20 protein-coding genes are annotated in these 23,003 nt (G+C 58.8%); 12 read left to right on the top strand and 8 right to left on the bottom strand.

From position 1 onward, the window contains the following. Window positions 1-10: 10 nt before the first annotated feature. From IQ265_RS22900 to IQ265_RS22890, 3 genes are all read left to right on the top strand, one after another. Window positions 11-988 carry a UDP-glucuronic acid decarboxylase family protein gene (locus IQ265_RS22900; RefSeq protein WP_194057892.1) on the top strand — a complete coding sequence of 326 codons (978 nt, stop codon included), beginning with the start codon at window positions 11-13 and terminating at the stop codon, window positions 986-988. 113 nt (window positions 989-1,101) lie between these two features. Next, on the top strand, window positions 1,102-2,490 hold the full coding sequence (locus IQ265_RS22895) for a UDP-glucose/GDP-mannose dehydrogenase family protein (RefSeq protein ID WP_194057890.1): 1,389 nt from the start codon (window positions 1,102-1,104) through the stop codon (window positions 2,488-2,490). A 184-nt stretch (window positions 2,491-2,674) separates the two neighbouring features. Continuing rightward, a complete protein-coding gene (locus IQ265_RS22890; RefSeq protein WP_194057998.1) occupies window positions 2,675-3,505 on the top strand; it encodes an SWIM zinc finger family protein in 831 nt (276 codons plus the stop codon). On the opposite strand, the gene IQ265_RS22885 is transcribed toward IQ265_RS22890, so the two are convergent. Both IQ265_RS22885 and IQ265_RS22880 read right to left on the bottom strand, forming a co-directional pair. Further along, entirely contained in the window at window positions 3,497-4,279 is a 783-nt protein-coding gene (locus IQ265_RS22885; RefSeq protein ID WP_194057888.1) for an HpsJ family protein, read from the bottom strand. The two genes, IQ265_RS22890 and IQ265_RS22885, sit on opposite strands and share 9 nt — an antisense overlap. Before the next feature lie 124 nt (window positions 4,280-4,403). Then, a complete protein-coding gene (locus tag IQ265_RS22880; RefSeq protein ID WP_194057886.1) occupies window positions 4,404-6,164 on the bottom strand; it encodes a peptide ABC transporter substrate-binding protein in 1,761 nt (586 codons plus the stop codon). 463 nt (window positions 6,165-6,627) lie between these two features. Here IQ265_RS22880 and IQ265_RS22875 point away from each other — a divergent pair, with 463 nt between their 5' ends. After that, window positions 6,628-8,136 (top strand): hypothetical protein, encoded by a 1,509-nt coding sequence (locus IQ265_RS22875; protein WP_194057884.1) that lies wholly within the window; start codon window positions 6,628-6,630, stop codon window positions 8,134-8,136. Window positions 8,137-8,260: 124 nt separating this feature from the next. Here IQ265_RS22875 and hetR read toward each other — a convergent pair whose 3' ends face one another. Together hetR and IQ265_RS22865 are read right to left on the bottom strand one after the other, a co-directional pair. Continuing rightward, window positions 8,261-9,178 carry a heterocyst differentiation master regulator HetR gene (gene hetR, locus IQ265_RS22870; RefSeq protein ID WP_194057996.1) on the bottom strand — a complete coding sequence of 306 codons (918 nt, stop codon included), beginning with the start codon at window positions 9,176-9,178 and terminating at the stop codon, window positions 8,261-8,263. 389 nt (window positions 9,179-9,567) lie between these two features. After that, window positions 9,568-9,885, bottom strand: coding sequence for a hypothetical protein (locus IQ265_RS22865; protein ID WP_194057882.1), 318 nt, complete (start codon window positions 9,883-9,885; stop codon window positions 9,568-9,570). 670 nt (window positions 9,886-10,555) lie between these two features. Here IQ265_RS22865 and IQ265_RS22860 point away from each other — a divergent pair. Together IQ265_RS22860 and IQ265_RS22855 are read left to right on the top strand one after the other, a co-directional pair. Next, window positions 10,556-11,692, top strand: a complete 1,137-nt coding sequence (locus IQ265_RS22860; RefSeq protein WP_228038340.1) for a pyridoxal phosphate-dependent aminotransferase — start codon at window positions 10,556-10,558, stop codon at window positions 11,690-11,692. A 109-nt stretch (window positions 11,693-11,801) separates the two neighbouring features. Then, window positions 11,802-14,843, top strand: a complete 3,042-nt coding sequence (locus IQ265_RS22855) for an EAL domain-containing protein (RefSeq protein ID WP_194057880.1) — start codon at window positions 11,802-11,804, stop codon at window positions 14,841-14,843. Here the strand turns inward: IQ265_RS22855 and IQ265_RS22850 are convergent. The 3 genes from IQ265_RS22850 to IQ265_RS22840 all read right to left on the bottom strand — a co-directional run bounded on the left by IQ265_RS22850 (window position 14,809) and on the right by IQ265_RS22840 (window position 16,332). Next, entirely contained in the window at window positions 14,809-15,051 is a 243-nt protein-coding gene (locus IQ265_RS22850) for a hypothetical protein (RefSeq protein WP_194057879.1), read from the bottom strand. The genes IQ265_RS22855 and IQ265_RS22850 overlap by 35 nt on opposite strands. A 116-nt stretch (window positions 15,052-15,167) precedes the next feature. Then, on the bottom strand, window positions 15,168-15,767 hold the full coding sequence (locus IQ265_RS22845; RefSeq protein ID WP_194057878.1) for a superoxide dismutase: 600 nt from the start codon (window positions 15,765-15,767) through the stop codon (window positions 15,168-15,170). 133 nt (window positions 15,768-15,900) lie between these two features. After that, a complete protein-coding gene (locus tag IQ265_RS22840) occupies window positions 15,901-16,332 on the bottom strand; it encodes a peptidylprolyl isomerase (protein ID WP_194057877.1) in 432 nt (143 codons plus the stop codon). A 222-nt stretch (window positions 16,333-16,554) separates the two neighbouring features. Here IQ265_RS22840 and IQ265_RS22835 point away from each other — a divergent pair, with 222 nt between their 5' ends. The 6 genes from IQ265_RS22835 to IQ265_RS22810 all read left to right on the top strand — a co-directional run bounded on the left by IQ265_RS22835 (window position 16,555) and on the right by IQ265_RS22810 (window position 21,755). Further along, window positions 16,555-17,454, top strand: a complete 900-nt coding sequence (locus IQ265_RS22835) for a TIGR02587 family membrane protein (RefSeq protein ID WP_194057876.1) — start codon at window positions 16,555-16,557, stop codon at window positions 17,452-17,454. Next, complete coding sequence (locus IQ265_RS22830; RefSeq protein ID WP_194057875.1) at window positions 17,454-17,885, top strand: TIGR02588 family protein; 432 nt, start codon at window positions 17,454-17,456, stop codon at window positions 17,883-17,885. The genes IQ265_RS22835 and IQ265_RS22830 overlap by 1 nt, the downstream gene beginning before the upstream one ends. A gap of 247 nt (window positions 17,886-18,132) precedes the next feature. Further along, window positions 18,133-19,065, top strand: coding sequence for a DMT family transporter (locus tag IQ265_RS22825; protein WP_194057874.1), 933 nt, complete (start codon window positions 18,133-18,135; stop codon window positions 19,063-19,065). Between the two features lie 277 nt (window positions 19,066-19,342). Then, complete coding sequence (locus tag IQ265_RS22820; RefSeq protein ID WP_194057994.1) at window positions 19,343-20,734, top strand: cytochrome P450; 1,392 nt, start codon at window positions 19,343-19,345, stop codon at window positions 20,732-20,734. Further along, a complete protein-coding gene (locus tag IQ265_RS22815; protein WP_194057873.1) occupies window positions 20,673-21,308 on the top strand; it encodes a Coq4 family protein in 636 nt (211 codons plus the stop codon). Before IQ265_RS22820 ends, IQ265_RS22815 begins: the two co-directional genes overlap by 62 nt. Before the next feature lie 123 nt (window positions 21,309-21,431). Continuing rightward, window positions 21,432-21,755, top strand: coding sequence for a YnfA family protein (locus tag IQ265_RS22810; protein ID WP_194057871.1), 324 nt, complete (start codon window positions 21,432-21,434; stop codon window positions 21,753-21,755). Here IQ265_RS22810 and IQ265_RS22805 read toward each other — a convergent pair. Beyond that, entirely contained in the window at window positions 21,752-22,951 is a 1,200-nt protein-coding gene (locus IQ265_RS22805; RefSeq protein ID WP_228038335.1) for a glycosyltransferase family 2 protein, read from the bottom strand. The two genes, IQ265_RS22810 and IQ265_RS22805, sit on opposite strands and share 4 nt — an antisense overlap. Window positions 22,952-23,003: the final 52 nt, after the last annotated feature.

Genomic DNA, 23,003 nt, shown 5'->3' with positions numbered 1-23,003 from the left:
GAGATTGCCCATGAGAATTCTAGTAACTGGTGGAGCCGGGTTTATTGGCTCCCACTTAATTGATCGTCTGATGACTGCCGGTAATGAAGTTATTTGCCTGGATAATTTTTATACTGGCCATCGCCACAACCTGCTGCACTGGCTCGACAACCCCTACTTTGAAGTCATTCGTCACGACGTAACGGAACCCATTCGGCTTGAGGTTGACCAAATTTACCATCTGGCCTGCCCCGCCTCACCGGTGCATTATCAGTACAATCCGGTAAAAACCATCAAAACCAATGTGATGGGCACCCTAAATATGCTGGGGTTAGCTAAACGGGTAAAAGCCCGGTTTTTACTGGCTTCTACCTCTGAGGTTTATGGCGACCCCGAGGTCCATCCCCAGTCTGAAGACTACCGGGGCAATGTCAACCCTATTGGCATTCGCAGCTGCTATGACGAGGGCAAACGCGTGGCTGAAACCCTCGCCTTCGACTATCACCGCCAAAACAATGTTGATATTCGGGTAGCCCGCATTTTTAACACCTACGGTCCCCGTATGCTCGAAAATGATGGCCGTGTGGTGAGCAACTTTGTGGTGCAGGCACTGCAGGGCAATCCTCTAACCATCTATGGCAACGGCGCACAGACCCGCAGTTTTTGCTACGTGTCTGACCTGGTAGAGGGATTGATGCGGTTGATGAACGGTGACTACATCGGCCCGGTTAACCTGGGTAACCCCGATGAGTACACTATTTTGCAGCTGGCCCAAGCCGTGCAGTCGATGGTTAACCCCGATGCTGAGCTGGTGTATAAACCGCTACCTCAGGATGACCCCCAGCGGCGTAAGCCCGATATTACCCGCGCCAAAACTTTCCTTGGCTGGAACCCAACGGTACCTCTGCAGGAGGGTCTGAAGCTCACCATTGACGATTTTCGCAATCGATTCAGTCAGCAAGGAACAACTACGGGACGGCCATCGACCCTACACTCTGTAGTAGGTTGACCGTGGGCTGCCCACAGCCGGGCTGGCTCGTCGTGGGCTTACCGCTGAGCAGATAGATGCTATCTAGCCTGCTAGGGAACTATCGAGAGTACATAAATTAAGGAGTATCTTCTATGCGTGTATGTGTGATTGGCACCGGCTATGTGGGCTTGGTAACCGGCGTGTGCCTAGCCCATGTGGGCCACGACGTTGTTTGTATTGATGTGAATGAGGAAAAAGTTAAGCTCATGCAGTCTGGGCAATCGCCCATTTTTGAGCCAGGTCTATCCGAGCTGATGAAGTCGTCCATGGCGGCGGGTCACCTCCAGTTTTCCACTGACTTGAAGGCGGGGGTTGAGCATGGGGATGTGCTCTTCATTGCGGTGGGCACCCCAGCGCTGCCCACGGGCGAAAGCGATACGCGCTATGTTGAGGCCGTGGCCAAGGGCATTGGTACTCATCTCAACGGTGGCTATAAGGTCATTGTGAATAAGTCTACGGTGCCGATTGGCTCGGGTGACTGGGTACGCATGATTGTGCTCGACGGGGTCGCAGAGCGGCAGCTGGTTCCCGTACCTGCTGGCGGTATTCCTGAAACCACCCATCCTGAGGTGGCAGCTGACTTTGATGTGGTTAGCAACCCTGAGTTTTTGCGAGAGGGTTCGGCAGTGTACGACACCTTCAACCCAGATCGCATTGTGCTGGGCAGCAACAGCCCCCGCGCCATTGCCCTAATGAAGGAACTCTACACTCCCATCGTAGAGCGGCGCTTTGCCGAAGACACCAACGCTGCCCCTGTGCCGGTGCTGGTAACTGACCTCAGCTCGGCAGAAATGGTGAAGTACGCGTCTAACGCCTTTCTGGCAACCAAAATCAGCTTTATTAACGAAGTCGCAAACATTTGCGATCGCGTGGGAGCCGATGTTACCCAGGTGGCCCAGGGCATTGGCTTAGATTCTCGCATCGGCAAAAAGTTTTTGCAGGCGGGCATTGGCTGGGGTGGCTCGTGCTTCCCCAAGGACGTGGCGGCCCTGATTCACACCGCCGACGACTACGGCTACGAAGCTCAGCTGCTCAAGGCGGCGGTAGATGTCAACAATCGTCAGCGCCAGATTACCCTGGAGAAGCTGCAGCAGGTGCTCAAGATTCTCAAGGGCAAAACCGTAGGTCTGCTGGGTCTCACCTTTAAGCCCGACACCGACGACATGCGCGATGCGCCCTCGCTAATTTTGATTGAGCAGCTCAATCGCCTGGGGGCCAAGGTTAAGGCTTATGACCCGATTGTTTCGCAAAGCGGGCTGCGCCACGGGTTAACCGGTGTCGTGGTTGAAACCGACGCTACTCGTCTGGCTGACCATTGCGATGCGCTGGTGCTGGTCACCGACTGGCAGCAGTTTAAAGACCTCGACTACGCCGATATGGCGCAGCGCATGAACAGCCCCATCCTGATTGATGGCCGCAACGTCCTCGACCGGGAGATGCTGGTGAGAGCTGGGTTCCAATACCACGGTATTGGTCGCTAGTTGTTCTGACCAAGGCCGCCGATTGATTCAGCCCTGGGGAACCCCAGCGTTTCTCGGGGCTGTAAACTGTGGATAGTTCGCTAGTGTGTTTAGTCAGTTTACTGGCTCGGCGATCGCATCCCTGCGCAAGCTAGACCCTCCAACCCCAAATCTACAGTCCACCACCCTCTGGCATACGTTTGCTATGACCTCTTATCAGGCTGCCTCTAGCCCTGCCTACGCCCTTGAAGACGAAGCCTGGTGGGTGCAGCGCTGGGTTGAGCTGCTCAATACCTATCGGTTTAAGAAACGTTTGGAGCGCGGTCGTATCTACGCTCGGGAAGGCCATATTCTCAGCCTGGAGTACAAGGGGGCTAAAGTGACAGCCCTGGTTCAGGGTACAGCCGAAGAACCCTATAAACTCTCCATTTGGCTCGACGCCTTTAGCGACGAAGACTGGAACTACGTCATTGACTCCCTCTCGGAGCAGGCTATTTATTCGGCCCAGCTGCTGGCTGGGGAAATGCCCGCTGAAATTGAGGCGGTTTTTACCGCCAACGGGCTGAGCCTGTACCCATTTAACCTGTCGGAGGTGCACTCTAAGTGCAGCTGCCCTGACCCCAAAAACCCTTGTAAGCACATCGCGGCGGTGTATTACCAGCTAGGCGATTTCTTTCGAGAAGACCCCTTTGTGCTGTTTCAGCTGCGGGGGCGCAGCCGCGACAGCATTTTAGATGCCCTGCGGCAGCGGCGACAGAGCAGCGCTGTGCCGTCAGAAACGTCTCTGGTGAGCGAAGACAGTGGAGCCACGGCAGAACTAAGAACTGCCTCTAGCGGCCTCAACCTGCAGCAGTTTTGGGCCTACAGCGAACCCTTAGACCCAGAACTGGTTGTGATTACTCCGGCTGAGACCACGGTGCTAGATGTACTGGGTCGAATGCCGCTGCCGCCAGAGGACGCACCTGTGGTGATGGGTCACCTGAAGGAGATTTATCGGGCGGCGGCTCAGCAGGCGATTATGCAGGCCCTAGGCTGATCGGGTAAGCGACAGCAGCCGTCGGAGGCCAAGCCAGCCAATAATGGAGAAGCCGACTGCCAGCAGCAGGCTAATGACCGAGATGCGGATGGCTGAGCGCCAGGCTTCTGTTCTGACCCGGCGCTCGGCTTCTGCTCGACGGGTCCCAATCTCAGCTTCAATTTGCTGTTGGGCTTGGTCGGCCCGCTGCTGCAAAAACTGGGTCAGGCCGTCGGGGTCGTTGCGGTACTGCTCAATGTCGGGCGGTAGCTGACCACTCTGAATCGCCTGGTTGAGGAGTTCTTCGTTTTGCAGGACTGCCCCTAGCTGGCTTTGCTGCTGGCTAAGCTCGGTGGAGAGCCGCTGCTGCAGTTCAGTGGCGGCTTGGCTGGCTTCGGTGCCAACCTGGGCTAGGGCCGTTTGGCTAGAGAGGCGCACCGCGTTGAGGTGCAGCAGGATGAGGAGCAAATAGACCAGCCCTAGTACGCTTGCCAACGCACAGACCCAAAAGCGCAGGTCAGTCGTTAGACTCTTGCGCTGGGCACTGCGACCGACAGAGTTGTCTACCCACAACCCGGCCAGAAGCAAGGCGATGCCGATTAGGGGCACAATGCCGCGATCGACCAGTTGAGTGGTCGTGGCTAGTTGCCACTGCACGTTGGTGAGGTTGGGGGGAATGAGCAGAATGAGAAAGTCTAGCAGGGCTGACAGAATGGCGATCGCGCCAGCTACCTTGAGGGCGATCGCGGCTAGGGGAGACGCCACCGGACTGGTAACAGCGGGTTCTGAGGTCATAGAGTTGGTCACTTGCTACAAGTAACCATTCTGCCCTGGCTGGTCCAGAAAACCACAAAAACGCCACAAAAGATGTGGGGGCTTGCCGGACCATGCTCTTGCCCAAAGCAGGGCCAGCGCTCTGTTAAGAATCGCTGGGGAGGGGTTGCCAGTCTTTAATGGCCCAGGTGCTGGCGTCCCAGGGGGTAAATTCGACCTCAGTGAGGCGATCGCTGACCGCGTTGGTCATGGCCCGATGCACCACCGGAATCACCGCGACATCCTCGGCTAGCAGTGCATTCATTTGCTGAAATAACTCGGCCCGGCGATCGGGGTCAAGTTCTTGTTTGGCTGCTTGCCAAAGGCGATCGTACTCGGGGTTGCAGTAGCGGGCGTTGTTGGGCTGCTGCCACTGGTTGGCCTGGGAAGCAATTTTGGCACAGGTCCACCAGCCCATGTAGGTGGTGGGGTCAGGGTTTTCGTTGCCAATCGAGTACACCTGCATATCGGCAAAGAAGTGGTTGAGGCTCTGGGTGTCTTTGGGGTCGGCGGAGAAAAACTCATCCAGGCGCACCCGCGCAATTTGCACGTCTATGCCTAACTCCGTGAGGCTGTCACTGACAATGGTCTGGGTTTTTTGGCGCACCGGGTTCACCGCCGCCTGAAACAGCACCTCTAGGGCAACGCCGTCTTTTTCGCGCAGACCGTCGCCGTTGGTATCAACCCAACCTGCTTCATCCAGCAGGGCTTTGGCCTGCTCTAGGTCGTAGGTATAGGCGATCGACTCAGATTGGTAGTCGAGGGGCGCTACTAACAGCTGCGCGGTAGGTTTGCCGGCGGTACCGTAGAGTTCTTTGGCAATGGTGTCGCGATCGATCGCCAAATTAATGGCTTGGCGCACCCGCAAGTCGCTGAAGTAGGGGTGCGGAATGCTTGGGCTAGAGCGCTCCCCGTCTTCGGTGCGGGCAAAGGGGTTAGCAAAATTGAGCATAATGCGCTCTACCTGAGAGCCAAACAGGTGAGTCACGTGGCCGCTGGCGTCGGTTTCTAGCTCCTTGAGCGCTTCGGCTTCAACCTGGAGGTTGTGGGCAAAGTCGGCCTCGTTGGTTTGCAGCACCTCGCGGGCCGCAGCGTAGGGGGCCAAGCCGCCGACTAGTTCTACGCGCTGAAAGGCGGGCCGTCCGCCCCAGTAGCTGGGGTTGGGCTCGTAGATGACGGTGCCGCTTTCAAACCCTACGGTCTGGTACGGGCCAGTACCTACAGGTTGGAGGTTAGCCAGAGCATCGCGGGCGCTGGGGCCGTTGTGCTCTTCAAAAATGTGGCGGGGCAAAATTAGCCCGGTTTGCCCCGTAAAGGGCACTGACCAGGCCGGGGTAGGGTCGGTGAAGGTGATTTTTACGGTGTAGTTGTCGATCGCCTCGACGCTTTTAACCCCCTCGTAGTACTGGGCGGTGGCTGCCGCTACTACCGGGTTGCGAATGAACTCAAAGGTAAACACCACATCGTCGGCAGTAAATGGTTCGCCATCGGACCAGGTTACATCGGGGCGCAGGGTCCAGGTGACAGAGGTGCCGTCGGCGGCTATGCCGCCATTTTCTGTAGATGGCACCTCGTCGGCCAAAAAGGGCACGAGTTCCCCCGCCTGGTTATAGCTGGCCAGGGGTTCATAGACAATGCGGGCGGCTTCAAAATCTTGGTAGCCGGTAGCCAGGTGCGGGTTGAGGGTGATAGCAGAGCGGCTGTACAGCAACCGCAGGGTTTGCGGATCTCGCTCTGGGGCTACCACCTCGTTTGCAGGGGTCGGAGCGGTGGCTAAATCGGTAGACTGGCTACAGGTGACGGTGGTGGCTAGAGCCACGCCAGCGGCGGCCACCAGGAGTGCGGTGCGAAACCCTGATCTGATCATTATCTAACGCTGTTTAACCCAAAACGACAGTGCTGCCAGCTTTGCCTCCGCCCCTTCCCCTGCACCTCATAGTAGACAATTTAGGTGTCTCTGAGGTTGGCGGCGATCGCGAAAGCGGCGGGCAGTCTTTTCATCTACCTCTATGTCTATCAAGGGCAGTGGGCGGGTTCCCGGAAACTTTAAAGCTGGCCCAGGGCCAGCGGTTGATGGCGGTGATACTGAATGCTCGAATGGCTGACTACGCAGGGCGGATGTGTTCTTTAATTATCCCACCTCTGACCCTAGGGAGTAATTAAAAAGAAGAGGTAAAAGATAGACTAAAGACATAAAGCAGACGTGTTGTAATCAAACAATCAATAAAAAAGTGAATAAATTGGCAAAATTAGCTACTCTTGGGGTCAGCAGCCCCCCTTAGTGGTTGAGTGTTGAATGTGAGACTACGCGACCAGGATCAGGCACCATTATGACTGACACTACGGCTTCAAGTGCTTCCCCAGAGCCCCAAGGCAACCGCTCGGCAAACAGCGGTGAGGAGGTCATAATCTACCCTCCAACCCAGATGGGGGATGGTTGGGAAACGGTGACGCTACCTGGCCAGTTACCCCTGGCAGACGATTCGGGGTTTGCAGCCGAGGCCGACGATATCTCTACGGTTTTGCAGCATGAGCTGGTGCCGTCGGTTGCCGCTGAGACTGCGGACGGAGCCATTGAGCCCGACCCAGAGAACCTGGTACAGCTCATTCAAGACCTCAACCAGTGCAACGACGCGCTGCTGCTGCGCGTTACCGAGCTAGAAGACGATCTGGAGCGATCGCAGGTGGCCCTCCAGGCTGAAGTTGAGCGCAACCAGGCCCAGAGTCATCTTGGTGCGCTGCCTGTCACCGCCACCCCCGGTCCCGTGCAGCAGCAGATCGCCCAGTTGCTCAGCGAGCTGGATATCGCCAACGACGGTCTCAGGCGCACCACAATTCACAATGAAACTCTACAGGCCGAGCTAGAGGTGAGTCAGCAGCGGGTGGCCCAGCTCGAGCGCGAGTGCACTCTACTCCAGCAGCGCTTCAGCGAGAAAAATACGGCGTTGCACCAGGCTGAAGAAACCTGCCGCGACCTCAAGGCGCGACTGCACCGTCAGCAGCGCTATACCCTACAGTTTAAGGCTGCCTTGGAAAAGTGTTTGAACATGACGCCTGGGGCTGCGACAACTAACCCTACCGCTGTGCAGGGGCAGCTTTTGACCTCTGCTATAGAAGAGCCAGGACAGCCCATTGCCATGCCGCGATCGCAGCAAATTCAGCCCTGGTCAGCCGGGCCAGGGGCGTCGACCAGTAATCCTAGCCTGACTCACCTGCTGCGCGGCCTGCGGGGAACCGGGCCGAGTCCAGCACCCCAGCCCGATGTACCCGCACCCCAGCGCGACTTACCCAAGTCCCCAGCGCCATTGATAGATATCGCTGAACCACTAGCCCCAGTTGTCGCCCAGTCAGTATCCCATCCAGAGCCCGGCCCTGAACCCGCTCCAGAGGTTGCCGCTGCCTCGGTTGCCACTGACCCCTGGCTAGAGCCAGCATCGCTCCCCGAATCGGCGACCCCAACTGTCGTAACACCGTCTCTCTTTACCGAACCGTCTCCCTGGGGTGAGCCCATTGCCTCGGTGGCACAGCCTGCCGCCGCCCAGCCTGAACCGGCGGACCCGGTGCCCGTTTTCGAGCGGCCTCCAGTTGCAGACCCGGTAGTGGCTGCGGCCCCGGCGGCTCCGGCTCCGGTGATGGTGACCCCGGCGGCGACTCCGCTGGCGGCTTCGGTAGCGGCTCCGGTGGCCACCGCCTCGGGCCCATCTCTGCCAGCCTACCTCAGCAGCAGCGGCAAGGCCTCGCCCTCACCCCTGGTTTACCCACTGCGATCGCAGAAAAAGATCAAGACAATTGCAGCGGTTGAGCTACCCAGCTTTGGTCGTACCGTGCGTCGTCGGTAAGCCCAGAGAAATGCCCTAGGGGGCTGCGATCGCAGCCCCCTAGGGCGGGGTAGTGCCGTCAACGGCTTGGTTTAGACCTGGTTGAAACACCGCATCCGCCTTACACTGAAGAGCGGCATCGCAGCTATTTTAGGTGGTGGCCAATGACCATTTGCAGCAGCGTCGGTTCGCCACCGGGCTGGTGATATTTGTCGGCCCAGGTGCGAATCACCTCGTCTAGCTCTTGCAGGGCGGCTTCTCGATGGACAGCGGGAATGTCCAATTCCTCTAGCACCCGCATGGTGCCTGAAATACCGTTAGCCCACTCACGCATCATGCGAAAGTACTGGGCCGTATCGTCCACCATGGCGTACATGCGCTCCTGGTCATCGACCGGCGCGTAGGAGGCCCGAGCCAGCCCGTAGTAGGAGGCTCCCCAGGAGGCATCGATGCGAGCTACGGTGCCCGAGTAAATCAGCCGCCGCCGGATGTGCTCGGCCAAGGCTTCACTGAGCGGCACGCGGTGATCCTCTGGCAGGTCATCCTGCGACTTTTCGTGCAGAATTTCGATTAGCTCTAGAAACTGAAACGAATTGATGATGCGGGCATCGGGGCAGGGAGTCGGCAGCTTGCTCTCTAAAATCGTCTTTTCTTCGCTGGTGAGCGAGGTGCCCGCCACCCGCGACTGCCCTGGCTGCCAGGGGTAGCGCCGCAGCCACATGTAGGGAAACTGAATTAGATAGCGAGGCTCCTGGGAACCCAGCATTTTGAGCAGTTTGCCTTCGGTCAGGGCCTGGCGCATTTCTTCGACAATGGCCTTGACCCGCTTGGGCTCAATGTGGTGCAGGTGACCCGTCATGCGCAGGTTTTCGCCCTGCTCCAGATAGGTCATATAGATGGCGCACTTGGCTGCGGTGGCTGCTGCGTCTAGGAAGGCACCGTGGCGATGACCCCCCGTGCGCATGGCGCTAAAGGCGATATACAGCAAGATCTGGTCGATGGCGCTGGGGCTGAGGCGGCGAATGAGCGCTTCGTCTTCTACCGCCAGGGAAGACAAGGGCATAGAAACAAGAGGTTCAGCCATCGGACTTGGGAAAACTCAAAACAACAGGCGGTAGCGCGGCCCACGCTGCTAAGGGTGCGAAACCGTTGAAAATTGCCAGAAATACGCAAATACAGCTTAGTCTAAAAGCTAGAAAAGAATCTGTAAGCTTGTGAACTTGAGATAAATACTTTGAGTTTATAAAGCTTTGAGTCTGGCTCTGCTGATTTAACGCTTGGGCCAGATCTAACTGGATGTTGATCGGCCTTGGTTATTCTCCCTGATTGATACTAAGTGTGACGCAAAGACCGACCATTTCCAACCAGCCCCTGGGGCTAATTTGGCTCGGTGAATTGGCTAGAGAACAGGCCTTGACGGCCTTCGGCTTTTGTATTGCCTGGGGCAGTCTTTTAGGCAGTGGTGCCTGGCTTAGCAATTCTGCCGCTGCCCCGGTAGGCCAGGTGGGCAGGCCGGGCCGCAGAAGATGTCGGGGGAGTCGGGTCGACCCGGCCACTGCCGCGAAAGCTGATTATGTTAGCGATCGCGGGTACCCGGCTGAGCCGACCGCTGCCACGATCGTCCTCAGCCCGAGTGGTGGCGCTGAGGTTAGCTTCGGCGTAGGATTGGAGTGCGGCAGATAACCCGAGGGGAGTGGCCGTAATCAGCAGGCCCAGGCTAACGGCGCAGGCCAGATGAGTCATCAAGGAACAGTTGGAGGAAGGGTGCATAGGACGTGGCCTTGTTAGCGCTTCTAGTCCTAGTTACAAACCTGTGCACCGTCAGTCAGGAAAATCTTTATCGGTAAATCTGCGGATTTTGAAAGATTAGTAGTCCTCGGCACGGATTTACCCTCGTTAGAGGAGCACGCTCAAATGGCTGAATTCACCCTATCTGCAGGGGTTAGGGACGGGGTGAAGTCGAGGCCAGGCTGCCAGCGAGGGCTAAAAGCCGCCGTGGCGATCGCAGAATGTTCACTGAACCTTTAAAAATGAGGCGGGCGATCGCAGGGAAAAAGGCTCAGGGGCTGTCATCAATCAACGGTTGATGTCCCAAGAACGGCAGTGACAGCTCCTGGCCTGTTTCTGGGTTGGCCATGGCAACGCTGATAGAAATAAGGATTTTCGCCAAAATTGATCACGCACCCTAGGGTGTGGCTTAAACAAATGTCTGCGATCGCGGAAAAACCCCTGGCTGCAATAGTCATAACCGACTAAACGATCTAATCTATGGGGAATGTGTTTGTGTAACTGAGTTCAGACCTGGTTGCAGGCCTGAGTTTAGAGTTGAGGCATGGTCTCCTGACGCGCCGTTTGGGGGCAGCCTTTAGCCAATGTTCGTTGAGGTATGGCCGTGCCCCCATTAGCCCTGGCAAACCGTGTAACCTGTGTAACTCCTTCTATGACTCTGGCGATTTCGGCCCGGGCCAAGGCCATGAAGGCAGAGGGGTTGCCGGTATGCAGCTTTAGCGCCGGAGAGCCCGATTTTGATACCCCCGACCACATTAAGGCGGCGGCCAAAGCGGCCCTTGATGCGGGCAAAACGCGCTACGGCCCAGCGGCGGGTGAACCGGCGCTAAAACAGGCGATCGCCCACAAGCTACAGCAGGACAATGGCCTCTGCTACGGCCCCGAGAATGTCATTGTCACCAACGGCGGCAAGCACTCCCTCTACGGCCTGATGATGGCCCTGATTGAACCCGGCGACGAGGTGATTATTCCGGCCCCCTACTGGCTGAGCTACCCCGAAATGGTCAAGCTGGCGGGGGGAACGCCAGTCATAGTGCCCACCACGGCTGAGCAAAACTACCGCATTACCCCAGCGCAGCTGCGCCAGGCCATTACCCCTAAGACCAAGCTGTTTATTCTCAACAGCCCCTCCAACCCAACCGGGATGGTCTACCCGCCCGATGAACTCGCGGCCCTGGCAGCGGTGGTCGTTGAGGCCGATATCTGGGTGGTATCTGACGAAATCTACGAAAAAATTCTCTACGACGGAGCCACCCACCTGAGCATTGGAGCGGTGTCGCCCGAGGCGTTTGAGCACACCATTATTAGCAACGGCTTTGCTAAGGCTTACTCAATGACCGGGTGGCGGGTGGGCTACCTGGCTGGGCCAGCGGAGCTGATTAAAGCGGTTGGCACCCTGCAGAGCCACAGCACCTCGAATGTATGTACCTTTGCCCAGTACGGCGCGATCGCAGCCCTCGAAGGCCCCCAGGACTGCGTGGCCACCATGGGCCGAGCCTTTGCCGAGCGGCGGCAGGCCATTATCGATCGCTGTCGGGCTATTAGCGGTCTCAGCTGCGGCGAACCCGAAGGCGCATTTTATCTCTACGTCGATGTCAGCGCTCTGGGTATGCCCTCCCTCAACTTTTGTACCCAGCTGCTGGATGAAAAATACGTAGCCGCTATTCCCGGCATTGCCTTTGGCTCGGAGGGCACCATTCGGATTTCCTACGCTACCGACATGGAGACCATTCTAGAGGGTATGGATCGGCTAGAAGCGTTTGTGGCGGCGCGTTTGAGCCAGCGTTAGGCGAGGCAGGCGGAGACCAGTTGGCTTCTTTTTCATTAAATGTGATGTCGGAGGCTTAGTTTGAGCCCTAGACAGGAATACTAATAAGGTTGTTGGTATTACCTGCTACATGGGGCATCGTTTTCCTACAGTGCCAAACCGAGGTGCGTTGAGCCACATTCCGCTGCGGCTGCTGATTGTGGTGCCCTTTGTGCTGCAGGTGTCGGTGGCGGTAGGGCTCGCGGGGTGGCTGTCGATGCGCCAGGGGCAGCGGGCGGTGAACCAGGTGGCCAGCCAGCTGCGCGATGCGGTCTCGCACCACATTGACTACAAACTCGAGCAGTTTTTGGCCACCTCCCATCTGGTCAACCAGCTCAACTACGATGCCATTACCCTGGGCCAGATTGACCCAACCAATGAAGCAGATCTATTTCGCCACTTCATGCGGCAGTCGCAGCGATTTGGCTATATTGACTCCATTTTTTGGGGTCAGGCCAACGGCGAGTTTGTGGGCCACACGATTTTGGGCCAGCAGGCTCACCAGCTGATGCGCGGTGGCCCTTCCCTAGACAACCACATTCAGTTTTTGGAGGTAGATGTAGCCACAGGGCAGCCCGCTGAACTGGTGCAGTCGACGCCCGACTGGAGTACGTTAACCCGACCCTGGTACCGGGCGGCGGTGCAGGCGAAAGGCCCGGTGTGGGGCGAAATTTTTCCGTACCATGCCCTGCCCGTGCTGGCGATTTCGTCATCTAGACCGGTGTATGACGACAGCGGCAAGCTGCTTGGCGTGCTGGGCAATAATTTCTTCCTCACCCACATCAGCCGCTTTTTGCGGGAAATGCCGATTAGTGAGCACGGGCAGGCGTTCATTATGGAGCGATCGGGCCTGCTGGTGGCGACCTCAACGATCGCCCCCTACAAGGTGGTTGACGGTCGCCCGCAGCGGTCCTACGCGGTGACGAGCTCGGACCCTCTGATTCGGGCCAGTGCCCAACTGCTGCTCAACCAGTCGGGGGGCGATGGTCGCCGCATTCAGCCCCAGCAGACTGAGTTTAAGCTCGATCGCAAGCGCCAGTTTATGCAGGTGGCTACCGTTAGCGACGACTACGGGCTCGACTGGCTGATTGTGGTGCTCATGCCCGAAGACGACTTTATGGCTCAGATTCAGGCCAGTCGCCGCAATACGATCGCCCTGTGTGCCCTGGCGCTGGCCGGTGCGATCGCCTCTGGCCTCTACACCAGCCGCTGGATTACTCGGCCCCTAAATGCCTTTAGCTCAGCCTCGCAGGCCATTGCTGACGGCCACCTCAACCAGGAGATCGGCCCGACTGGTATGCAGGAGCTAGAGGGGCTGGCCCAGGCCTTTAACAGCATGGCGGCACGGTTAGAGGCGTCGTTTAGCGACCTGCAGCGCTCTAAAGCCGATGTTGAGCGTGCCAACGCTGAAATTCAGCAGCAGGCTGCCCTCTTTCGCCTGATGGCCGAGAACATGAGCGATTTGGTTTGTCTGCACAGCCTCGACGGCACCTACCTCTACGTCAGCCCCTCAGCGCAGTGGCTGCTGGGCTACACTCCCGAATCGTTGATGGGTCTACATCCCTGTACCCTGGTGCACCCCGACGACCTCTCGGAATGTCAGCGCTACCTGCATCCACCTGCCGAAGGCCAGCCCCTGACCCTACAGCCCGTGGTCTGCCGCATGCGCCACCGCCAGGGCTACTATATTTGGCTGGAGACGTTTACGCGGCCCATTGTCGATGCCGCTGGCGCGGTGGTGCAGCTTCAGACCGCCTCTCGCGATGTCACCGACCAGGTGAGAATGCGCCGCCAGCTTGAGCACGACGCCTGCCACGACAGCCTGACGGGGCTGCCCAACCGCAAGCAGCTCCAGGAGCGGCTAGAAACCGCCCTGCTGCACGCCCAAAGCGATAGCAGCTACCGCTTTGCCCTGCTGTTCTTAGATATTGACCACTTTAAGGTGGTCAACGACAGCCTGGGCCACCTGATTGGCGATGAGCTGCTGATGGAGGTGGCCAGTCGGCTGATGGCTGTGCTGCGATCGACCGACCTGGCGGTGCGCCTGGGGGGCGATGAATTTGTGGTGCTGCTGGAGGATATTGACAGTTTTGATCAGGCCCAGGCCATAGCCGAGCAGATTTTGGAGATGCTGCGCCAGCCCTTTCAGCTCAGCAGCCACCAGATGTTTGCCACGGTCAGCCTGGGGTTGGTGATGGGCGCTGCCCACTACCAGTCGGCCTCCGACCTGATTCGCGATGCCGATACGGCCATGTACCGGGCCAAAGCCGGGGGGCGTGACGGCTACCAGGTCTTTGACCGCGGTATGCACGATCGCGCGATCGCCCGACTTACCCTCGAAACCGAACTGCGCCGCGCCCTGCTGAACCACCCCGAAGAGTTTGTGCTTTACTACCAGCCCATTATTGACCTGCAAACGGCTGAGGTTAGAGGGTTTGAGGCCCTGGTGCGCTGGCAGCACCCCCAGCGGGGCCTGGTGATGCCCGGTGAATTTATTTCTGTGGCCGAAGAAACCGGGCTGATTGTGCCCCTCAGCTACAGGCTGCTGGAGCTAGCCTGTAGCCAAATGGCCGCCTGGCAGCGCACCTACTCCCAGGCCCTGGGGCTGACGGTCAGCGTCAACCTGTCGGCGCTGCAGCTGCACAGCAATGGTCTTTTGGAGCGAGTCGATGAGGTGCTGCACAATGCCAATCTCTCGCCCCGCAGCCTGGTGCTAGAGATCACCGAAAGCATGCTGATCGACAACATCGACGACACCATTACGGTGCTCAACGGCTTGCGCCAGCGGGGTATTGCCCTCAGCATTGATGACTTTGGCACCGGCTACTCGTCGCTGAGCTACCTGTACCGCTTCCCCATCACCAGCCTCAAGATCGATCGCTCCTTTGTCAGCCAGATGGAAACCAGCCTCAGCCACGAAAAAATTGTGCACACCATTATTAACCTGGGGCGGCAGCTGGGCTTTAGGGCGATCGCCGAAGGCATTGAAACCTCGGAGCAGGTCAGCGCCCTCAAGCGACTTGGCTGCGACTGTGGCCAGGGCTACTGGTTTGGCAGACCTCAGCCCGCCGCCGAAGTCGATAGCTGGCTGGCCCAGGCTACAACCTACTACCGGCCTCACCCGGTGGCTTAAGCCGTTGGTCGACCCAGCGCTTGGCTTTATAAATTGCCTCGGTGCGGCTGACAACCCCAGGTACCGCCACGGCACAGCCGCGATCGTGCGTGGCCCAAACGGCATATATCGGCACTCCACCTTCAATGCTCTGGTCAAGCTCCAGGAAGAAACCTCGGTAGGTAAACGACAGCACGACGTGGGGATAGTCAGGGTCGGCAAACAGCATAGGGGGAAGGGCGTGAGGTTTAAGGCGTAGGGGTTAGGGACGACCTTAAATAAAAAAGAGGTGAGCTACGGCTCACCTCTATGAGTCGCGGAGCACGACTGACGGTCATCGCCAAACTACGCAGCGGCGAGGTTGCTGGCGGCAAAATCCCAATTCACGACATTCTTTAGGAAGGTCTCAATGTAGTCGGGGCGCTTGTTTTGGTAGTCGAGGTAGTAGGCGTGCTCCCAGACATCCATAGTGAGCAGAGGCACCTGATTGGCGGGGAGGGGGTTGTCGGCGTTGGCGGTTTTGGTCACCTTAAGGGTGCCGTTGTCGAGCACCAGCCAGGCCCAGCCGCTGCCAAACTGGGTAGCCCCAGCGGTCTTAAATTCTTCGGCAAATTTGTCAAAGCTGCCAAAGTCGGCGTCAATTTTGCTGGCCAGGTCGCCAGAGGGAGTACCGCCGCCGCCGGGCTTCATCGAGTTCCAGTAAAAGGTGTGGTTCCAGGCTTGGGCACCGTTGTTAAACAGACCCTGCTTGGAGCTGTCACCGGCGATCGCCTTAATCACTTCCTCAATAGGTTTACTGTCGAGGTCAGTGCCTTTAACGCCATCGTTGTACTTGCTAACGTAGGCGGCGTGGTGCTTATCGTGGTGAAATTCCAGCGTGCTCTTAGAGATATAGGGGTCTAGAGCATCGTAGGCGTAGGGCAGGGGGGGCAATTCGTAGGCCATGGGGCTCCTTGGGGGTTAAAGGCCTTTGGCATCATAAATCGCCACCCCTGCTAAAAACTATCCCCCTGGGGTGGAGGGGGATAGGGCAAATAGCTGCTCGAAGTAAGCCTTTGGATAGGGATTGGGCCAGGTCTTAGGCCTGAATTGCCACCAGCTCAATGTCAAAAATGAGGGTTTCTCCTGCCAGGGGATGATTGGCATCGAGGGTGACATCGGCCTCAGAGAGATCGGTTACCATCACGGGCACAATCTGGCCCTGGGGCCCTTGAATTTGCAGCTGCTGGCCGACATCCAGCGGAATATCGTCAGGAATGTGGTGGCGCTCGACCACCATTACCATTTCTTCCCGATGGGGTCCGTAGGCCTTGTCGGCCGGAATCACCTCGGTCTTGGCGTCGCCGGGGGTCATGCCCACCACCGCTGCCTCAAAACCCGGAATCACCTCGCCACTGCCGATGGCAAACTCGAGGGGGTCGCGATCGCGTGATGAGTCAAATACGGTGCCGTCTTCAAGCCTGCCAGTATAGTGAATGGCAACGCTGTCGCCTGATTTAGCTTGGGTCATAGAACGATCCTTGCAATGCACTAGGGGTGGTCGTGTCGTCACGGTTGTCCTGTTCACGCTAGCGGGCATTTGGTCGAACCCCAGCAATACTAGAGATTTTCCTAAGGTTTCGGAATGACCCAGGCGGCGAAGGGCTTTGGAATGGGCTAGCCGCGATCGCTGCAGCCCTTGATATGCTCTAGGTAAGGGACTCCCTGCCGCCTTAAACCTGAGGTCTCCACGATGGCCACCTCCACCCCAGAAACCGTTTCCCACCCGGAGGCCAATATCTGGCTGGGCGAATTTCAGGCGATTTTGCAGGGTGCAGTGGGCGGCTTTTTGTTTGGCATTCCGCTGCTGTACACCGTCGAGGTGTGGTCGATTGGGGCGGCCACCGACCCCCTTTGGCTGCTGGTGGTGCTGGGAGCTACCCTGGTGGGGGTAGGGCTGCTCACCCAGGTCGAAGGGTTCCGGCAGACCCTCAGCCTGCATCCCCTGGAGGCTCTACTCGAAAGCATTGAAGCAGTTGCCATTGGGGTGGTATGCGCAACGCTGGCCCTGGTGCTGCTGCGGCGCATTACCCTGGCTACGCCCCTGTCAGAGGTGCTGGGCAAGGTGGTGTTTGAGGCGGTGCCCTTTGCCCTAGGGGTAGCCCTGGCGCGCTCGACGCTGCAGGGCAAGCAGGGCCGCGATCGCCGTACTACGGCCCCCCTATCGCCTCGGCTGGTTTCCCCCACCCTGAGCAACCTGCGCGATGCCCTGGTCGATTTCGATGCCGCCCTAATTGGTGCGGTGCTGATTGCCTTTAGCATTGCCCCCACCGAAGAGGTGCCCCTGCTGGCCGCCGCCCTGCCGCCCCTGTGGCTGCTGCTGATTATGGCCGCCTCCCTGGGCCTCTCCTATGCCATTGTGTTTGCCTCGGGCTTTACCGATCGCGCCGAGCGGCGGCAGCGGGGTCTGCTGTTTAGCCCCATTACCGAAACCCTAGTGGCCTACCTGGTGGCGCTGCTGGCCTCGCTGGCCATGCTGGTGCTGTTTCAGCAGCTCAACCCCAGTGACCCCTGGTCAGAGTGGCTGAGCAATATCTTAGTGTTGGGCCTACCGGCCTCCATTGGTGGGGCCGCAGGGCGTATCCTGATCTAATGGACTTGCCCAACCCCCCCGGCCCCACCCCGCCCGATGCGGCTAAACGCTTCACCCAGCGCTCTGCAGCCGAATGGGTGACATTTATTGCGGCCGCAGTTATTTTGCTGGGGCTGGTGGGGCTAATTCTGTTTGACTGGCAAACCAACCAAAACCAGCCCCCCGCCTTTGCGGTGACGGTGTCTGAGGCGGTGCGCGTAACCGATGGCCGCTACTATGTACCCTTTGCCATTACCAACACCGGCGGTCGCATTGCTCGCATGGTGCAGGTGACCGCCGAACTCAACCTTGAGGGAACCGACGACGAGACTGGCGAGCAGCAGATCGACTTTCTCTCGGGCCACGAAACCAAAGCGGGCAGCTTTGTGTTTACCCACAATCCTCAGGGGGGAGATTTGGTGGTGCGGGTGGCCAGCTACCGCCTGCCGTAGAATGCTGGGCAGTGGGGCACGAGACAAAAGCCATCCCCACCTAAACTTTACCCAGGTCCAGAAGTGCAGTTTTGCCTGCGGGAAAAACTCCAGATCCCAAGCTGGACTTGCTCTAAAAATGGCCATCCCTGGCCCCTTTGGGGCGGCTTCACTAACGACTCCGCTCAGGGAATGGCTATGGCTGTTTTTATTGCTAAGGGTGCCGCGCTAGCGGCATGGACGATTGGTATAGCAAGAAGGGAAATGCATGCTCGGCTACGTCCTAATTTTGCTGGCAACGGTTTTTTTTGGTGCGCAAAACTTGATCACGCGGGTGCTGTTTACGCCCTCTAATCTGCTGGGTCTGGTAGAAACCGGCGGCTTTGTAGAACCAACCCTGCCCAACTCATTTTTGCTGATGTTTATGCGGATGCTGGTGGGGGTGCCCCTGATGGCGGTGCTGCTGCCGCCGGTATACCCTGCTATGTGGGCTGACCTGCGCCGCTTAGGCTCGGCCAGCTACCGCCGTGAACTCTACCTGGCCCTGGCGGGCGGCGGGCTGATGTTTTCGTACCTGGCGCTGCTGTATGTGTCGGTGGGTCGCGTTGCCGCAGGCATCGCGCTGACCCTGTTTTTTACCTTTCCGGTTTACACGGCCCTGCTCGACTGGTACTGGTTTGGCCAACGCCCCAGCACCAGCCGCTGGGCAATCTTGGCGCTGATTTTGCTGGGCAGCGCGCTGACGATTCCCATGACGGGGGCGGCGATCGAAAGCTGGCTGGGAGTAATCTTTGGGCTGGCCTCGGGGGTGGTGTACGCCTTCTACACCGTGGCCGCCCAAAAAGCCTTTGAAACTTTTCACCCTGTGCCCTTTACGGCTATTAGCTTTGCGGTGACGCTGGTGCTGTCGGCGGCGTGCTTGCTGCTGTGGCCGGGGGAGCTGGCGGGGCTGCTGTGGCCCGCGCTGTGGATGGGGGGGCTGCTGTCGGCGATCGCCACCCTCACCGGCCACGTGCTCAACAACCTGGGCATTCGCGTGGTAGGGGCCACCGCTGCCTCCATGCTGGGTGCTGCCAACCCGGCCCTAACGGCAGTGCTGGCCTGGGGCGTACTGCAAGAACAGCTCTCCCTGGTGCAGGGGTTAGGGGTGCTGCTGGTCACCGTCAGCGTTGGCCTGCTGAGCCTGACTAAGCCGTCCTAACCATCCTGGTGATGGCGGCTAGGACTAAATTCAATGCGGCTCAATTCGGCGTCGTTTAGCTTCACAACATACTTCTGAGGAACATTTCCTAGCAGGCATGCTCCCAGGTCCTACGTCTGATAAATCACTGGTTAACCTCGCTCACAGCGTACCGTCCTGGTGTGCGTTACGCTAGAGTGCGCTAGTTCTCTGGGCCTTGGCTTTGAACCGTCAGCGCGGACGGTGACAGAATCGGGTTTACGAGGACTGGTCTTTGACCATCGCATCGCTTCCAGGTATGGCCCCTTCTTCTCCAGATTCGCCGCCCCTTCCCCCCGGCAGTTTTGGTCTGCCCGTTGTGGGCGAAACCCTCAATTTTTTGTTTGACCCCGAGTTTGCCCGCAAGCGCCAGGCCCGGTATGGAGCCATTTTCAAAACGCGCCTGCTGGGCCGTCCGACGGTGGTGATGATGGGGCCAGAGGCCAACCAGTTTGTGCTCGCCAGCCACATGGACTGTTTCTCCTGGCGGGAGGGCTGGCCTGGCACCTTTAAAGAACTGCTGGGCGAATCGCTCTTTTTGCAGGAGGGCGACGAGCACCGCCGCAACCGCAAGCTGCTCATGCCCGCCTTTCACGGTCCTGCCCTGGCTGGCTACGTAGACACCATGCAGACCCTCACCGATCGCTACGCCCAGCGGTGGGAAGACCTGGGCCAGTTCACCTGGTTTGACGAACTGAAGCGGCTCACCTTTGACATTGCTAGCACGCTGCTGCTGGGCAGCGAACCCGGTGACCAGAGCGCCCAAATGTCGCAGTGGTTTGCCGATTTGACCAACGGTCTGTTTTCGCCACCGCTGCGCTGGGGCTGGACGCCCTTTGGTAAGGCCATCAAGGCGCGCGATCGCCTGCTCGATCACATTGAGCAGGTGGTCAAAGAACGCCAGGCCCACCCCACCCACGATGCCCTGGGCCTGCTGGTGCAGAGCGAAGACGAAGCGGGCAACCGCCTCAGCCTAGAGGAAATCAAGGCCCAGGCCCTGCTGATGCTGTTTGCGGGCCACGAAACTACCACCTCGATGCTGACCTCGCTGGTGATGTCGCTGGCGCAGCACCCCGAGGTGTGGGAGCGGGCGCGGCAGGAGCAGGCGGCGCTGATGGCCAGTAGCGATGCGATCGCCCTGGAGCAGGTGCGGCAAATGTCCTACCTTGACCAAGTTGTCAAAGAAGTGGAGCGGCTGTACCCGCCAGTGGGCGGGGGCTTTCGCGGTGTGGTGAAGGCCTTTGAGTTCAACGGCTACCGGGTGCCCGAGGGCTGGATGGCGTTGTATAGGATAGATGCGGCCCACCGCGATCGCCGCATCTACACCGACCCCGAAACCTTCGACCCCGATCGCTTTGGCCCCGAGCGGGCCGAGCACAAGCGCTTTGACTTTAGCCTGGTGGGCTTTGGCGGCGGTCCTCGGGTGTGCCTGGGCCTGGCCTTTGCCCAGCTCGAAATCAAGCTGGTGGCGGCCCATCTGTTGCGCCACTACACCTGGGAACTGGTGCCCGATCAAGACCTCACCATGAACCTCATTCCTACCCTGAGACCCAAGTCGGGCCTCAACGTCGTTTTTAAAAAACGCGACCATGATCAGACCCAAACAGCTGCTCCGAGCTATTCGCACAGTCCGCAGCCAGGACGCGACTAAACTGGGCGACTTTGCCCTGCTCAAGGCCGATGCCTTGGGGGCGGGGGCAAACCCCGCTGTGATGGCTCAGCTAGAGCCGGTAGTAGGCTACTATCCCCCGATCGATCTGGAGGCCTTGAGCCAGCTGCCCGAGGGCACCTTTGGCTACGAGTACGCCCACCACATGCGGGCCAATCACCTCAGCCCCTTTACCGTTAGCCCCGCCCTAGACGAGGTGGCACAGCGCAATGTGTTTGCCCTGCGCTACGCCATCACCCATGACATTTTTCACGTACTGCTGGGGTTCGACACCAGCTACGCGGGCGAAATGGGAGTGCTGGCCTTTGCCATCGCCCAAAACTACAGCCGATCGCAGCGGTTAGGTCTGTGGCTGGCCAGCGCGCTGTACCCTATCCTGGCCCCAGGGCAAACGCAGGATATTTTGGCCAACCGCCGCCGAGGGCTAGAGCTGGGGCAGCAGGCCGATTTTCTGTTGGGAGAACGATTTGAAGACATGTGGGAAATGCCGTTGGAAACAGTCAGGCAGCGGTTGGGGCTGGCGCCGGAGCCAAAAATTTCTGATGGCAGCCACTAGGCTAAGTTCTGTTTGGGTTACCCCTCAGCTGGTTGGGCAAACGCCGTTTGCCCCTACGGATCGATCGGTTTGGGCATCGAGGTGGTCGAACTAAAACTTTCAAATCATTCCTAAAGGCTGACTATGGTGCGATCACTGCTGTTGTTTGGGCTGGCTGGCCTGTGTGAAATTGGCGGCGGCTACCTGGTTTGGCTGGCCCTGCGGGAGGGCAAAAGCCCGTGGCTGGCGGTGCTGGGCGTGGCAATTTTGGGTATCTACGGGGCGGTACCAACGCTGCAACCCACCCATTTTGGCCGAGCCTACGCAGCCTATGGCGGAATTTTCATTGTGCTGTCGATCGCGTGGGGCTGGCTGGTTGACCAGGTGAAACCCGATCGCTTTGATCTGCTGGGCGGCTGGGTGGTTTTACTGGGGGTCTTGGTGATGATGTACGCGCCCAGAAGCTAGGACGCTTTAAGCGATCGCCCTCGCCAGGTCCAGCCCCAGCCGGTCTTGGTTTTGACAATGGAGACCAGCGCGATCGCCACCACAATCAGGCCGCCCACGCTGCTCAGCCACCAGTAGCGCAGGGGCACCCCCACCTGGCGATAGCTCAGCCAGCGCAGCAGCCCGTAGGCTCCCAGAGTCAACGCCGTCAACCCGTACAAAATCGCTGTAGGCCAGGAAAATTCGGAACTGAGCAGGAGCGCGATCAGGCTTGCCAGCAGCCCCACCCAGGGCATGACAAACACCATGGCAATGGTGAAGGCCGACAGCAGCGTTAGCGGCAAATTTTCTTCGGTGCCCAGGTAGTAGTTTTTCGTCCACCCCTCCCACAGGGTGCCAAACGATGAATACATTCGCACGCCCAGCAGGTCGATGCCCAGCACGTAGCGCAGCGCCAGCTGGTGCCGCCGCACCTGGCGGGCCAGCTCCACATCTTCCACGATCGCGTTGGGGATAGCGGCATGGCCACCAATGGCGTCGTAGGCGGCGCGCCGAAACAGCATAAACGGCCCGGCGGCAAAGGCATCGTCTACCGCCGTCGAGTCGTTGATGGCCTGGAAGTCGTAGGCGATCGCGATCGTGCTCATCATAATTGGCTGCACCAGCCATTCAGAAAAGCAGCTGATGATGATGTTGGGCGCGCAGCTCAGCAGATCGGCCCGGTGGGCTTGAGCTTCGGCCAGGGCAGCGGGTATGGCCCCTGCCGACAGCCGCACATCGGCATCGATAAACAGCAGGTAGTCGCCCTCGGCAAACTGCGCCGCGTGGGCACAGGCCCAGTTTTTGCCGTGCCACACTTCCCCCGCCGGGCGCGGCGGCACCGTCAAGTGATGGATATTGGCGTGCTGAGCCGCGAGTTCGGCGGCGATTGACCCGGTGGCATCGGTGGATTGATCGTCGGCAATCCAAACCTCGAAGTGCTTAGCCCCTGGTAGGGCGGTTGTCAGCACCGCTTCTATGCAGGCGCGAATGTTTTCAGCCTCGTTGTAGGCCGGAATAATCACGTCCACGGATGCCTCTGGCGGTGCAGCGGCGGCGGGTTGCAGCCGAGGGGCCGCCTTCAGCGACTGGGTGAGCTTCCAGGTAAAGGCTGCGATCGCCACCAGCGCCACCCCCAGCCCCCCATCTAGCCCCAGCATTACCGTATTCCAACCCATACCCTTACCCGCTGTCGTCCTATCGCTGTCTACTCAAGCGACGAGCCAAAGC

It is taken from the genome of Nodosilinea sp. LEGE 06152, from assembly GCF_015207525.1.
Classification (GTDB): domain Bacteria; phylum Cyanobacteriota; class Cyanobacteriia; order Phormidesmidales; family Phormidesmidaceae; genus Nodosilinea.
Note: the sequence above shows the minus strand (reverse complement) of the source record. Positions and strands in the feature narration are given on the sequence as shown.

What these genes read in the sequence shown, in the direction of transcription:
- IQ265_RS22850 (WP_194057879.1), bottom strand. Translation starts at nt 15,051, where the DNA reads ATGCTGTTTGCCGACCCTGACTATCCCCACGTCGTGCTGTCGTTTACC.
- IQ265_RS22860 (WP_228038340.1), top strand. Translation starts at nt 10,556, where the DNA reads ATGACTCTGGCGATTTCGGCCCGGGCCAAGGCCATGAAGGCAGAGGGG.
- IQ265_RS22865 (WP_194057882.1), bottom strand. Translation starts at nt 9,885, where the DNA reads ATGCACCCTTCCTCCAACTGTTCCTTGATGACTCATCTGGCCTGCGCC.
- IQ265_RS22840 (WP_194057877.1), bottom strand. Translation starts at nt 16,332, where the DNA reads ATGACCCAAGCTAAATCAGGCGACAGCGTTGCCATTCACTATACTGGC.
- hetR (WP_194057996.1), bottom strand. Translation starts at nt 9,178, where the DNA reads ATGCCCTTGTCTTCCCTGGCGGTAGAAGACGAAGCGCTCATTCGCCGC.
- IQ265_RS22805 (WP_228038335.1), bottom strand. Translation starts at nt 22,951, where the DNA reads ATGGGTTGGAATACGGTAATGCTGGGGCTAGATGGGGGGCTGGGGGTG.
- IQ265_RS22900 (WP_194057892.1), top strand. Translation starts at nt 11, where the DNA reads ATGAGAATTCTAGTAACTGGTGGAGCCGGGTTTATTGGCTCCCACTTA.
- IQ265_RS22885 (WP_194057888.1), bottom strand. Translation starts at nt 4,279, where the DNA reads ATGACCTCAGAACCCGCTGTTACCAGTCCGGTGGCGTCTCCCCTAGCC.
- IQ265_RS22845 (WP_194057878.1), bottom strand. Translation starts at nt 15,767, where the DNA reads ATGGCCTACGAATTGCCCCCCCTGCCCTACGCCTACGATGCTCTAGAC.
- IQ265_RS22830 (WP_194057875.1), top strand. Translation starts at nt 17,454, where the DNA reads ATGGACTTGCCCAACCCCCCCGGCCCCACCCCGCCCGATGCGGCTAAA.
- IQ265_RS22820 (WP_194057994.1), top strand. Translation starts at nt 19,343, where the DNA reads ATGGCCCCTTCTTCTCCAGATTCGCCGCCCCTTCCCCCCGGCAGTTTT.
- IQ265_RS22890 (WP_194057998.1), top strand. Translation starts at nt 2,675, where the DNA reads ATGACCTCTTATCAGGCTGCCTCTAGCCCTGCCTACGCCCTTGAAGAC.
- IQ265_RS22810 (WP_194057871.1), top strand. Translation starts at nt 21,432, where the DNA reads ATGGTGCGATCACTGCTGTTGTTTGGGCTGGCTGGCCTGTGTGAAATT.
- IQ265_RS22855 (WP_194057880.1), top strand. Translation starts at nt 11,802, where the DNA reads ATGGGGCATCGTTTTCCTACAGTGCCAAACCGAGGTGCGTTGAGCCAC.
- IQ265_RS22880 (WP_194057886.1), bottom strand. Translation starts at nt 6,164, where the DNA reads ATGATCAGATCAGGGTTTCGCACCGCACTCCTGGTGGCCGCCGCTGGC.
- IQ265_RS22815 (WP_194057873.1), top strand. Translation starts at nt 20,673, where the DNA reads ATGATCAGACCCAAACAGCTGCTCCGAGCTATTCGCACAGTCCGCAGC.
- IQ265_RS22835 (WP_194057876.1), top strand. Translation starts at nt 16,555, where the DNA reads ATGGCCACCTCCACCCCAGAAACCGTTTCCCACCCGGAGGCCAATATC.
- IQ265_RS22895 (WP_194057890.1), top strand. Translation starts at nt 1,102, where the DNA reads ATGCGTGTATGTGTGATTGGCACCGGCTATGTGGGCTTGGTAACCGGC.
- IQ265_RS22825 (WP_194057874.1), top strand. Translation starts at nt 18,133, where the DNA reads ATGCTCGGCTACGTCCTAATTTTGCTGGCAACGGTTTTTTTTGGTGCG.
- IQ265_RS22875 (WP_194057884.1), top strand. Translation starts at nt 6,628, where the DNA reads ATGACTGACACTACGGCTTCAAGTGCTTCCCCAGAGCCCCAAGGCAAC.